Genomic DNA, 11864 nt, shown 5'->3' with positions numbered 1-11864 from the left:
CGTGTCCCCCGATGGTTTTGTTGCCGCTCGGCTCTTGGTGGCCGGCGGCAGTTTGATTTGATTGGGGGAGTCTAGCCGATTGACGATCGGCAATCCAGACCGTGGTATACCAGATACGGACTATGCCGCGGAGATCGTGGGTGCGGTCAGGCAGAAAGGTTGTTCGATGGTGATGTCCTGGCAGCCGAACTGCTCCGCCATCCGCCGCGTGGCGGCGATGACGGCCCGGTCGATCTGCGAGCCCGGAATTTGCGCCACGATGAGCTGGGCAATGCAGAGCTGCCGCAGGCCCTTGATGTCGAGATCCACGCGGTAGGCGAACAGGGCGTGGACGATTTTGGCGCGGTCGCGCATGACGATCAGGCCGCTATTTTCGCCCTGGCCGATACGCCGCCGGACGAAATCGAGCCATGCGTCCAGCGTGACGCTGGCATCGTGAAGATAGACCAGCGGATAGGCCACGGGAGCCTCGGCCCAGGTCATGGGTAGTGCCTGATATTCCTCGTTTTTCATGACCGTTTCCCGCATAGCGCGACAAACTGACCGGGGCGGGAGAGGCAGGCATTGATCTGCATCAAGGCGGGCCTGATTGATCAATGTCAAAAGGTATAAGCTAATTTCAGGACCTGGCTGATATGACCCTTGCGAGCTTCGAAATGACCACGGACCACGCCATGACCTTCGCGGAACTCCCGGCCGACACCTGCGGCACGGCCGATTGCAAGCATGGCCGCGGGGCCTGCGACGACTGCAAAGTGCGCATGTTCAGCGTTTGCGCGGCTCTGGAACCCAACGAGCTGGACGAGCTCGACCGCCTCAGCCAGGTCAAGAATTATCCGGCCAAGACCATGCTGTTCGATCAGGGCGCACAGGCCGGGGCTGTGTTCAATGTCACCGAAGGCGTTGTCCGCCTCTACAAGTCGCTGCCGGATGGGCGCCGTCAGATCGTCGGTTTTGCGCTTCCAGGGGATTTCCTCGGTCTGGCGATGATGGACCGCTATGGCGTCGCCGCCGAGGCCGTGAGCCCGGCGCGGGTTTGCCGTTTTTCCCGCGCGGCCTTCCTGAGCTATGTCGATGGAAAGCCGCATCTGCTGCGTCGGATGCACGAATTCGCCGGCCACGAATTAAGCCTCGCCCAGGACCAGATGCTGCTGCTCGGCCGCCGTAATGCCGATGAGAAAGTCGCGGCCTTCCTGCTCAACCTGCAGGCCCGCTATGCCCGCATCGGCCAGAAGTCGGTCACCGTGCCGCTGCCGATGAGCCGGCAGGATATCGCCGATTATCTCGGCCTGACGATCGAGACCGTCAGCCGTACGCTGACCAAGCTCGCCAAGGACAAGGCGCTGGTGGTGGTGCCGGACGGCGTCCGCTTGCTGTCGATGGACAAGCTGGACGCATTGGCGGCGGCCTGACCGTTCGGCCGAATTGATCCATCTCAAGGCGGTCTGCACGCCAGGGGTGCACGATCTTCTCCATCAACCGAGGAGAAGAGAAATGCCCGTCGAGAGCATGCTGGTTTCCGCTGCCGTGATCGCAATGTTCACCTGTTTTGCCCTGCCGCTCGCTTGGGCATCCCGACGGACGTCGGATAAGGCTTGAACTTGCCGGCCTTCACGCCTTGCTGCGATGACGGCTGATTTGTCTCCGAAAACATGCCATGAATCCTGGCCCCGGCCGTCCATCTGCGGTTGCCGGGGTTTTTGGCTTGCGAAGGAGAATTCATGGCTGCCCACGTTGATCCCAAAGCCGGACAACCGATCGATCCCTCCCGGCTGGTGAACGTGCCGCGGCTGGTCTCGGCCTATTTTGCCGGTAAGCCGGATCCTGCGGTCTCCACCCAGCGCGTCACCTTCGGCACCTCCGGCCATCGCGGCTCGGCACTGCATAATTCCTTCAACGAAAATCATATCCTGGCCGTCAGTCAGGCGATCTGCGACTACCGCAAGAGCGCCGGCATCGACGGACCGCTGTTTCTTGGCATCGACACCCATGCACTGGCCGAGCCGGCGCTGGTCTCGGCGCTGGAAGTGTTCGCCGCCAATGGCGTGACTGTGATGGTCGACAAGGACGGCGGCTATACGCCGACCCCGGTGATCTCCCACGCTATCCTGACCTACAATAAGGGCCGCACTTCTGGCCTGGCGGATGGCGTCGTCGTTACGCCCTCGCACAATCCGCCGGAAGACGGCGGCTTCAAATATAATCCGCCCAATGGCGGCCCGGCCGATACCGACATCACCGGCCTGATGGAAAAAGCCGCCAACGGCTTCCTCGAAGCCAATATGGTGGGTGTCAAGCGCATCCCGCTTGCGCGCGCGCGTGCGTCCGCATTCGTCAAGCCGTATGACTACATCACGCCCTATGTGAGCGATCTCGCCAATGTCGTGGACATGGATGCGATCCGCAACGCGGGCGTGAAGATCGGCATCGATCCGCTCGGCGGCGCAGGCGTGCATTACTGGGAGCCGGTGATCGAGCGCTACAAGCTCGACGCCACCATCGTGAACACCGCTATCGATCCGACCTTCCGCTTCATGACGCTGGATTGGGATGGCAAGATTCGCATGGACTGCTCGTCGCCTTACGCGATGGCGCCGCTGATCCATATGCGCGACAAGTTCGACGTCGCTTTCGCCAATGATACCGACGCGGATCGCCACGGCATCGTTACGCGCACCGGCGGGCTGATGAATCCGAACCACTATCTGGCAACATCGATCGATTATCTGTTCGCGCATCGCCCGCACTGGCGCAAGGATGCTGCGGTGGGCAAGACGATCGTGTCCAGCGCCATCATCGACCGCGTGGTCAAGAGGCTCGGCCGAAAGCTGGTGGAGACGCCGGTGGGCTTCAAATGGTTCGTCAACGGCCTCGTCGATGGCTCCTTCGGCTTCGGCGGTGAGGAGAGTGCGGGCGCCTCGTTCCTGCGCAAGGATGGCACGGTGTGGACCACCGACAAAGATGGTCTCATTCTCGGTCTGCTCGCCGCTGAGATCACCGCAGTGACTAAAGAGAATCCGAGCCAGCGTTTCGAGAAACTGACGCAGGAGTTCGGCACGCCGTATTACGAGCGTATCGATGCCGTGGCGACGCCGGAGCAGAAGAACGTGCTGAAGAAAGTGACGCCTGAGCAGATTGGCATGACGGAGCTTGCCGGTGATCTCGTGACGGTCACCGAGAGCAAGGCATCAGGCAACGATCAGAGCTTTGGCGGCATCAAGGTGAGCACGGCAAATGGCTGGTTTGCCGCGCGTCCCTCTGGCACCGAGGATGTCTACAAGATCTATGCCGAGAGCTTCCGCAGCGAAGGACATCTGAAGCAGATCCAGGGTGACGCGCAGGCGGCGATTTCGAAGGTGTTTGCGAAGTAACTCCGTTGTCGTCCCCGCGAAAGCGGGGACCCATACACACCGGAGATAGTCTGAACATCAGCATTGCGATTCTGCCGCTTCACTCGCGCTGACAATGTCTATGGGTCCCCGCTTTCGCGGGGACGACGATTGAACGATCAACAAACATCCGGATCAACCGGCTATCCAAGGGAAGAAACCATGTCTCGCAAAACCCCCGACCAGCTCCGCAGCGCCCGCTGGTTCGCGCCGGACGATCTGCGCTCATTCGGCCATCGCTCTCGCGCGATGCAGCAAGGCTATGCGCCGGAGGAGTGGAAGGGGCGGCCTGTCATCGCCCTCCTCAATACGTGGTCCGAGGCGCAGCCGTGCCATATGCATTTCAAGACACGTGTGGATGATGTGAAGCGCGGCATCCTGATGGCGGGTGGTTTCCCGATGGAGTTGCCGGCGCTGTCGCTGTCCGAGAGCTTTCTCAAGCCGACCACGATGCTCTATCGCAACATGCTGGCGATGGACGCGGAGGAGCTGTTGCGCGGGCATCCCGTGGATGGCGTTGTGCTGATGGGCGGCTGCGACAAGACCACGCCGGGCCTGCTGCTCGGGGCAACGTCAGCAGGCTATCCCGCGATCTATCTGCCGGCCGGCCCGATGCTGCGCGGCAACTGGAAGGGCAAGACGCTCGGCTCCGGCTCGGACGGCTGGAAATACTGGGATGAGCGTCGCGCGGGCAATATTTCCGAGAAGGAATGGCTCGAAGTCGAAGGAGGCATCGCGCGCAGCTATGGCACCTGCATGACCATGGGCACGGCCTCGACTATGACAGCGATTGCGGAATCGATCGGCATGTCGCTGCCCGGCGCGTCGTCGATCCCCGCCGCGGACGCCGGCCATATCCGCATGGCATCGGCTTGCGGACGGCGCATTGTCGAAATGGTGTGGGAGGATCTCACGCCGGCCAAAATCCAGACGCGCAAGGCGTTCGAGAATGCCATCACCGTGGCGATGGCCATGGGCTGTTCGACCAATGCCATCATCCATCTGATCGCGCAGGCGCGTCGCGCCGGCCAGGATATCGGCCTCGATGATTTCGAGATTGCCAGCCGCAAGGTGCCGGTCATCGCCAATGTGCGGCCATCCGGCGACACCTATCTGATGGAGGATTTCTTCTATGCGGGCGGTCTTCCGGGCTTGATGAACCGCATCAAGGAGCATCTGCATCTCGACGTCATGACCGTCACCGGCCAAACGCTGGGTGAGAACATTGCCGGCGCTGAAGTTCACAACGACGACGTCATCCGCACGGTGAGCGATCCCATCTATGCCGAGGGCGCGCTGGCGGTGCTGAAGGGCAATCTCGCGCCTGACGGCTGCGTTATCAAGCCGTCGGCCTGCGATCCGCGCTTCCTCAAGCATACCGGCCCGGCTCTCGTGTTCGATGACTATCCGAGCATGAAGAAGGCCGTCGATGACGAGAGGCTCGACGTCACGGCGGACCATGTCCTGATCCTGCGCAATGCCGGGCCGCAGGGGGGGCCGGGCATGCCGGAATGGGGCATGCTGCCGATCCCGAAAAAGCTCGTGAAGCAGGGCGTGCGCGACATGGTGCGTATCTCCGACGCCCGCATGAGCGGCACCAGTTACGGCGCCTGCATCCTGCATGTGGCGCCGGAGTCCTTTATCGGTGGTCCGCTGGCGCTGGTGCAGAATGGAGACCTGATTACGCTGGATGTGGACGCGCGCTCGATCAATCTCGATATTTCCGAGGCGGAGATGGCGAAGCGCCGTGCTGCCTGGCAGGCGCCCGAGAAGAATTACGAGCGCGGCTATGGCTGGATGTTCTCGAAGCACATCCAGCAGGCCAATGAGGGATGCGATTTCGACTTTTTGCGTAGCGATTTCGGCGGCCCAGTGAAGGAGCCATCAATTTATTAGCGTATTCCGTCACGGAACCCGCGAGCCTCACCCGCCGTTAATACCGCCGAGAACCAACGGCCGGGTGAGGACCATGCGCATAACATCGATTGCCATTGCTTTTGCGCTGCTCGCCGCTGCGCCCGCTTTCGCGAAGGACAAGAAGACCTTCACGGCCGAGGCCATCAACGCGGCAACCTTCACCGGAAAACTCCCGTCCGACGCCAAGGAGCATCCGCTGGCCGTCAAGGTGCAGGTTCTGCTCGACAGGATTCACTTCTCGCCTGGTGAAATCGACGGCCTGTTCGGCGACAATGTTGAAAAGGCGCTTGTTGCCTTTGCCGAGGCCAACAGCCTGCCAGCTACGAAAGTTCTGACGGCGGAGATCTGGGAGAAGCTGCAGGCGACGAGCAGCGAGCCCGTCCTCACCGACTACACGCTCACGGACAAGGATATCGCCGGGCCTTTCATCGATAAGCTGCCGGTGAAGATGGAAGACATGAAATCGCTGAAGATGCTCGGTTTCACGGACGTCGGGGAGGCGCTGGCCGAGCGTTTTCATATGAGCCGCGACCTGCTCGAAATCCTCAATCCGAAGGCGAAGTTTGAGAAGGCGGGTGAGACGGTCACCATCGTCAAATTATCGGACCGCAAGCCTGACAAGGCTGCGCGTCTGGAGATCGACAAGGTGCGCCAGACGGTGAAGGCCTTTGGCAAGGACGGCGCGCTGCTGGCCTTTTATCCCGCCAGCGTGGGCAGCGAGGAAAAGCCGACACCGTCAGGCGTGCTGAAGGTGACGTCGATCCACGCCAACCCGGTCTATCGCTACGACCCGAAATACAAGTTCAAGGGCGTCGAGAGTAAAAAGCCGTTCACGATTGCCGGTGGTCCAAACAATCCGGTGGGTGCCATGTGGATCGGGTTGTCCGAGAAGAGCTATGGCATTCACGGCACCTCCGATCCCTCGCGTGTCAGCAAGAGCGACAGTCACGGCTGCGTCCGGTTGACCAACTGGGATGCCGAACGGATTGCCGCTGCTGTGAAGAAGGGCGTCGAGGTCAGTTTCATCGATGGCAAACAGGCGTCGCGCTAGTGCGTGGCGTCCGTCCGGCGGTTGGCTAGTTCACTCTCGAAATCCGATCGAGCGGTCCCGGCGCGACGGGACTGTTGCTGCGCAGATATATACTCAATGCATCGACGTCGTAGACGCCGATGATTGCATCCTTGCCGTCCTTCAGCACCGTGAATCCGTCGCCGCCGACGGCGAGGAAATTGTTCACCGTGACGCGGTAAGGGGCTGCCGGATCGATCGGTGTCCCGCCAAGCTTCATGCTTTCTGCGATGATGCGGTGGCCGTCGCTGCCGGCATTGTCCCACGCATAGCTGAACCCTTTCGAGACTTGCAGAATGCGCGGGCGCCTCGGGTCGCGCCATTGCTGCTCCAGCATCGCCTTGATCTCAGCGCCGGTGAGCGTCAGCGTCACCAGTTGGTTGCGGAACGGCTGGGCGGCGAAGACATCGCCATAGGAAACGTCGGCGTCGGACTTCTTGACGATATCGCTGCGAATGCCGCCCGGATTCGTGAAGGCCATCACGGCGTGGCCGCGATCCGGTGCCGACGTGGCGGCGAGATGCGCGTCTGCAATCACATTGCCGAGCGGGCTTTCGCCGGTCTGCATGTTCGGCATGCGCGACAAGGTTTCGGTGATCACGCCTGCTGGCCGCGCAGCGATTGGAGCCGCCACCTTGTCATAAGCGGCAAGCAATGCCGTCTGCGAGGGATCGGCGGGAATCGAGGTATGCACGATGATGTTGTCGGCCTTTGCGCTGGTGATGTCGCGCGTGGCGCGGTCGAGCTTGAGTTCGATGGTGGTGACCAGCGTGCCGTATTTGTCGCCGGAGGTGACGAGGCGGCCATCGATCTCGCAAGTGTAAGCGCGATGGGTGTGGCCGCTGACGACTACGTCCACGGCCTTGTCGAATTTTTTGACGATATCGACGATCGGGCCGGAGATGCCTGGACACTCATTGAGGCCGCCGGTGGGAAGGCCGCCTTCGTGGATCAGCACGACGATGGCCTCGACCCCCTTAGTCTTCAGTTCCGGCACCAGCGCATTCACCGTCTCCGCCTCGTCGCGGAATTCGAGCCCGGCAATGCCGGGGGGCGCGACGAGATTTGGGGCACCTTTCAAGGTGAGCCCGATAAAGGCGACGGGAATGCCATCGAAACTTCGGATCTCGTAGGGCGGCAGCAGCGGCTTGCCTGACTTCGTATCGATCGTGCTGGCCGCGAGATAGCGGAACGTGGCGCCCGCAAAGGGATGCGGGCCCTTGCAGCCATCTATGGGATGGCAGCCGCCATGCTGCATGCGCAGCAACTCGTCACGACCTTCGTCGAATTCGTGATTGCCGACGGCTGCGATCTCGAGCCCCATCATCGACAACGCCTCGATCGTGGGCTCGTCATGGAAAAGCGCTGACAGAAATGGACTTGCGCCGATCAGATCACCGGCAGCGACGAAGGCCGTATGTTTCTTGCTAGCACGGAGTTGCTGGACCAGCGTCGCCATATGCTCGGCGCCACCGGCAGGCACCGTGATCTTCCTGGTCTTGTCTGCGGGATCATTGATGGTGATGCCGCCGGGAGCAGGACGCAGATTGCCGTGAAAGTCATTGATGGCGAGGAGGGTGACATCGACCGGTCCTGTCGATGTCTGTGCATGGGCAACAGGGCTGCAAAGAAGCGTGGCGGCGGCGATGATCGCGTGAAATCGGGTCATGCCGCCTCGTTTAACGCAAAAATGTTACGCCTTCTTGCGCGTGAAAAACGCCTGGAAAGCCGCGATGGCCTCCTGCGATTTCATGCGCTCGCCGAACAGGTGGCTTTCCTGATCGATGCGGCGAGTAAGATCTTCCGGCGGCAGTTTGAGCAGTTTTCGCGAGATGGCGACGGCTTCCGCCGGCAGCGCGCAGATCTCGCGGGCGACCTTGCGGGCTTCGACCTCGGTATGCCCCGGTGCGACCACTTCATTGACGAACCCGGCGGTGCGCGCGTCCTCGGCATGCATGGTGCGGCCCATCACCAGCGTCGCGAAAGCGCGCTGGTGGCCCATGGTGCGTGGGAATAGCAGGCTCGATGCGCCTTCCGGCACCAGGCCGAGATGGATGAAGGGCGTGGTGAAGGTCGCGGTGGTCGAGGCCAGCACATAGTCGCAATGGAACAGCATCGTGGTGCCGATACCGATGGCGATGCCGTCCACGGCTGCGATGATCGGCTTGGTGTTGTGGGCGAGCGAATGCAGGAACTTGATTGCGTTGGAGGCGCGGAAGTCTGCCGAACGCGTATCGGTACCGTCCTTCAGAAAATCCTGCAGGTCGTTGCCAGCGGTGAAAACCCCGGAGCCGCCGGTGATGATGAAGCAGCGGATATCCGGATTGTTCTGCGCGGTGTCGATGGCCTCCGACATGGCGCGATACATGTCCTGGGTGAGCGCGTTCTTCTTCTCGGGCCGCCGCAGCGTGATAACACGCGTCGCCTCTTCGTCGGTCACGATCAGATGTTCGGTCATGGCGTCCCCCAATTCATTGTCGTGCACGCAGCACTGCGCGTTTATAGGTCTTACCGGCCGGATGTTACATCAATCCGAACCGGCGGATAGTTGGATATCAATACCGCTCAGCCGAGCAGCGCAGCGTCAGCGGCCATCACGGCTTCGGCGGAATCCATCACCGTGCGTTCGAGCGAACCGGCCTGTACCGCGACATTCTCGGCAAAGAAGCGCGCGACCGAGACGTAGCGCGCTGAATCGCCTTCGCCCTCGCCCTCGCGCGCAGCCAATGCTTCATTCGCCAGCATGCAGCCGCCAAGCGCCGAGGCGAACAGGCGCATGTAAGGCGTGGCGCCGGCCAGTGCGTCATTCGGCGCCGAAGCCATTTTCTCCAGCAGCCATTTGCTGGATCGCTCGAGTGCGCCGAGCGCATCGCGCAGCTTTGCGCCGGTGGTACCGAAGGCAGGATCGTTCGAGCCTTCGACGCGGGCGACGATGCCATTCAATTCGTCGAGAAGCGCCCATACGGAGGCGCCGCCGCCAGCCGCGAGCTTACGGGTCACAAGATCGATGGACTGGATGCCGTTGGTGCCTTCATAGATCGCTGTGATGCGCGCATCGCGATAATGCTGGGCCGCGCCTGTTTCTTCGATAAAACCCATACCGCCGTGAATCTGCACGCCGAGCGAGGTAACCTCGTTGCCGATATCGGTGGAGAAGGCTTTTGCGATCGGCGTGAGCAGCGCGCCGCGGGCAGCGGCCTTGGTGCGCGTCTCCGCATCGGTGGAGCGTGAGGCAACGTCGAGCGCGACAGCGGTAGCGTAGCAGATGGTGCGTGCGGCGGCGGTGAGCGAGCGCATCTGCATCAGCATACGCTTGACGTCGGGGTGAACGATGATCGGGTCCATCCCCTGGGTCTTGCTGCCGACACCGCGGCCCTGCTTGCGCTCCTGCGCGAAAGCGAGCGCCTGCTGATAGGCGCGGTCGGCAATACCGACGCCTTCGAGACCAACGCCGAGGCGGGCCTGGTTCATCATCGTGAACATGCACAGCATGCCCCGATTTTCCTCGCCGATCAGGTAGCTGATCGCACCGCCGGCATCGCCCATGGTCATGGTGCAGGTGGGCGAGGCATGCATGCCAAGCTTATGCTCGACACCGGAGGCGTAGATGTCGTTGCGCTCGCCCAGCGAACCGTCCGCATTAACCAGGAATTTCGGGATCAGGAACAGCGAAATACCCTTGGTGCCGGCGGGGGCATCGGGCAATCGTGCAAGCACGAAATGCACGATGTTATCGGTCATGTCGTGATCGCCATAGGTGATGAAGATCTTTGTGCCGAACACGCGATAGCTGCCGTCGGCCTGGCGCTCGGCGCGCGAGCGCAGCGCACCGACATCGGAGCCGGCCTGCGGCTCGGTGAGCTGCATGGTGCCGGTCCATTCGCCGGTCACGAGCTTCTCCAGGTAGATTGACTTCAGTTCTTCGCTGCCATGGGCTTCCAGCGCCTCGATGGCCGAGAGCGTCAGCAGCGGGCAGAGGCCGAACGACATGTTCGAGGCGCTCCAGATTTCGGTGCAGGCGGCATTGACCGCCAGCGGCAGGCCCTGGCCGCCAAAAGCCTCGGGGCCGGACACGGCGTTCCAGCCGGCTTCGGTCCAGCGCTTATAAGCATCCGGCCAGCCCGGCGCGGTCGTCACCTTTTTGTCCGCGAGCTTGATGCCGTTCTGGTCGCCGATGCGGTTCAGGGGCGCCAGCACATCACTGGCAAAGCGGCCGGCCTCTTCCAGCACCTGGGCGGTCATATCGGCATCGAAATCGCCATAATGGCCCGCCTTGAGGGCGGCCTGGAGACCGGCGCCATGGTTCAGGGCGAGCAGGATGTCGTTGATGGGCGCACGGTAGGTCATGGCATTCGCTCCCAGGATTCTTTGGGTACATTTTTCAGCTTTCCGCCGTCTTCCCACGATTTGAGACGGCCCTCAACACGCCAAAGGGCGCATTTCAGACAGTTTTGGCCAGGCGACGGGATGCCAGAGGCGCCTGGGGGAATGGTGGAACATGGCCGCCAGGTGGTTGAAATCGTGGATGTCTCTCTATAGACCGGCGGAGCCGAAGCGCGCTGCGGGCCCATCCGCCATTTCCGCGCTTTGGCCGTTGGGGCGTAGCCAAGCGGTAAGGCAGGGGATTTTGATTCCCCCATGCGGAGGTTCGATCCCTCCCGCCCCAGCCAGGCAGTCCGGGCGTTTTGCCAGATTCCCGGATTTGACGAGAATGGCCGGTATTTGGCCGGCTCCTGCGTATTCGGGAACGTCTCTGGGCGGTGTAACTCGCCCCGTGTCCCATCGAATTCCCGAAAGTCTCCGGCCGACAATTTGAAAATTACCATTTTGGGGAGTTTGCGCATGGAGACCGGATTCGACCGCCACTGCGGCCCGACCTCGGCAGTCGCTTCTCGCCAAATCTCCGGCCTCGATGGCACAAATTGGGAGCTTTCGGTTTGCGACGTCGCCTGAGTGCGGCACTCCATTTTTAGTAGGCCGCAGATCAGGTAATGCTAGTCCGTGGCGCTTACACTGCAGCAATGTAACGTGCATTACCGCCAGTTCTTTCCCCGCCGTGAGGCCATTATGCCCCGCTTTATTCCGTTCGCTGATGCCTTAGCCGAGACTACTGCCTGCAAACGTCAGTTGTTGCTCGGCAATGGGTTCAGCATCGCGTTGTTTCCTGGCTGTTTCGACTACCGTTCGCTTCTCGCGTCCGCCGATTTCACAAATGCGCCCGAGGCGAGGGCGGCATTTGATGCTTTGAACACCACGGACTTTGAGGTGGTCATCCAGGCGCTTCGGCATGCCGTTGCATTGAGCCCGGTCTACCAAATCGGCCAAGCGCCCAGCGCGCTTATGGATGGCCACTCAGCTGCGTTGAAAGAACTTCTGGTTCAGTCGATCGCAGGAAAGCATCCAGCTCGCCCTTCGGATATTACCGAGGCCCAATACGCTTCTTGCCGAGAATTCCTGAGTCACTTCGTCGGAAACTCTCGGGTTGGGGA

9 protein-coding genes and 1 tRNA gene are annotated in these 11864 nt (G+C 61.5%); 6 read left to right on the top strand and 4 right to left on the bottom strand.

Going from position 1 to position 11864, the window contains the following annotated elements; all coding sequences use genetic code 11:
• Nucleotides 1–120: 120 nt before the first annotated feature.
• Entirely contained in the window at nt 121–483 is a 363-nt protein-coding gene (locus ACIQ2A_RS23590; protein WP_398484020.1) for a hypothetical protein, read from the bottom strand.
• Between the two features lie 191 nt (nt 484–674).
• Here ACIQ2A_RS23590 and ACIQ2A_RS23585 point away from each other — a divergent pair, with 191 nt between their 5' ends.
• The 4 genes from ACIQ2A_RS23585 (at nt 675) to ACIQ2A_RS23570 (ending at nt 6357) form a co-directional block, all read left to right on the top strand.
• Complete coding sequence (locus tag ACIQ2A_RS23585; protein ID WP_398484022.1) at nt 675–1412, top strand: Crp/Fnr family transcriptional regulator; 738 nt, start codon at nt 675–677, stop codon at nt 1410–1412.
• Nucleotides 1413–1721: 309 nt separating this feature from the next.
• On the top strand, nt 1722–3371 hold the full coding sequence (gene pgm, locus ACIQ2A_RS23580; protein WP_398484018.1) for a phosphoglucomutase (alpha-D-glucose-1,6-bisphosphate-dependent): 1650 nt from the start codon (nt 1722–1724) through the stop codon (nt 3369–3371).
• Nucleotides 3372–3551: 180 nt separating this feature from the next.
• Nucleotides 3552–5285 carry an L-arabinonate dehydratase gene (gene araD / locus ACIQ2A_RS23575; RefSeq protein WP_398484016.1) on the top strand — a complete coding sequence of 578 codons (1734 nt, stop codon included), beginning with the start codon at nt 3552–3554 and terminating at the stop codon, nt 5283–5285.
• Nucleotides 5286–5358: 73 nt separating this feature from the next.
• Complete coding sequence (locus tag ACIQ2A_RS23570) at nt 5359–6357, top strand: L,D-transpeptidase (protein WP_398484014.1); 999 nt, start codon at nt 5359–5361, stop codon at nt 6355–6357.
• A gap of 25 nt (nt 6358–6382) precedes the next feature.
• On the opposite strand, the gene ACIQ2A_RS23565 is transcribed toward ACIQ2A_RS23570, so the two are convergent.
• The 3 genes from ACIQ2A_RS23565 to ACIQ2A_RS23555 form a co-directional block, all read right to left on the bottom strand.
• A complete protein-coding gene (locus tag ACIQ2A_RS23565) occupies nt 6383–8044 on the bottom strand; it encodes a bifunctional metallophosphatase/5'-nucleotidase (protein WP_398484013.1) in 1662 nt (553 codons plus the stop codon).
• A gap of 24 nt (nt 8045–8068) precedes the next feature.
• Complete coding sequence (locus ACIQ2A_RS23560; RefSeq protein WP_398484011.1) at nt 8069–8833, bottom strand: crotonase/enoyl-CoA hydratase family protein; 765 nt, start codon at nt 8831–8833, stop codon at nt 8069–8071.
• A 107-nt stretch (nt 8834–8940) separates the two neighbouring features.
• Nucleotides 8941–10722: an acyl-CoA dehydrogenase gene (locus ACIQ2A_RS23555; protein WP_398484009.1), complete on the bottom strand. Its 1782-nt coding sequence runs from the start codon at nt 10720–10722 to the stop codon at nt 8941–8943.
• Between the two features lie 248 nt (nt 10723–10970).
• Here ACIQ2A_RS23555 and ACIQ2A_RS23550 point away from each other — a divergent pair.
• Both ACIQ2A_RS23550 and ACIQ2A_RS23545 read left to right on the top strand, forming a co-directional pair.
• Nucleotides 10971–11045, top strand: a tRNA-Gln gene (locus tag ACIQ2A_RS23550).
• Between the two features lie 331 nt (nt 11046–11376).
• Nucleotides 11377–11864, top strand: a 488-nt coding sequence (locus tag ACIQ2A_RS23545) for a DUF4917 family protein (protein WP_398484007.1), incomplete at its 3' end; no start/stop codon positions are given.

The sequence above is a fragment of the Tardiphaga sp. genome (genome assembly GCF_044336785.1).
Classification (GTDB): domain Bacteria; phylum Pseudomonadota; class Alphaproteobacteria; order Rhizobiales; family Xanthobacteraceae; genus Tardiphaga.
Note: the sequence above shows the minus strand (reverse complement) of the source record. Positions and strands in the feature narration are given on the sequence as shown.

Excerpts from the sequence above, each read along its gene's own strand:
- ACIQ2A_RS23590 (WP_398484020.1), bottom strand. The coding sequence starts at position 483 with ATGACCTGGGCCGAGGCTCCCGTGGCCTATCCGCTGGTCTATCTTCAC.
- pgm (WP_398484018.1), top strand. The coding sequence starts at position 1,722 with ATGGCTGCCCACGTTGATCCCAAAGCCGGACAACCGATCGATCCCTCC.
- ACIQ2A_RS23585 (WP_398484022.1), top strand. The coding sequence starts at position 675 with ATGACCTTCGCGGAACTCCCGGCCGACACCTGCGGCACGGCCGATTGC.
- ACIQ2A_RS23560 (WP_398484011.1), bottom strand. The coding sequence starts at position 8,833 with ATGACCGAACATCTGATCGTGACCGACGAAGAGGCGACGCGTGTTATC.
- ACIQ2A_RS23570 (WP_398484014.1), top strand. The coding sequence starts at position 5,359 with ATGCGCATAACATCGATTGCCATTGCTTTTGCGCTGCTCGCCGCTGCG.
- ACIQ2A_RS23555 (WP_398484009.1), bottom strand. The coding sequence starts at position 10,722 with ATGACCTACCGTGCGCCCATCAACGACATCCTGCTCGCCCTGAACCAT.
- ACIQ2A_RS23565 (WP_398484013.1), bottom strand. The coding sequence starts at position 8,044 with ATGACCCGATTTCACGCGATCATCGCCGCCGCCACGCTTCTTTGCAGC.
- araD (WP_398484016.1), top strand. The coding sequence starts at position 3,552 with ATGTCTCGCAAAACCCCCGACCAGCTCCGCAGCGCCCGCTGGTTCGCG.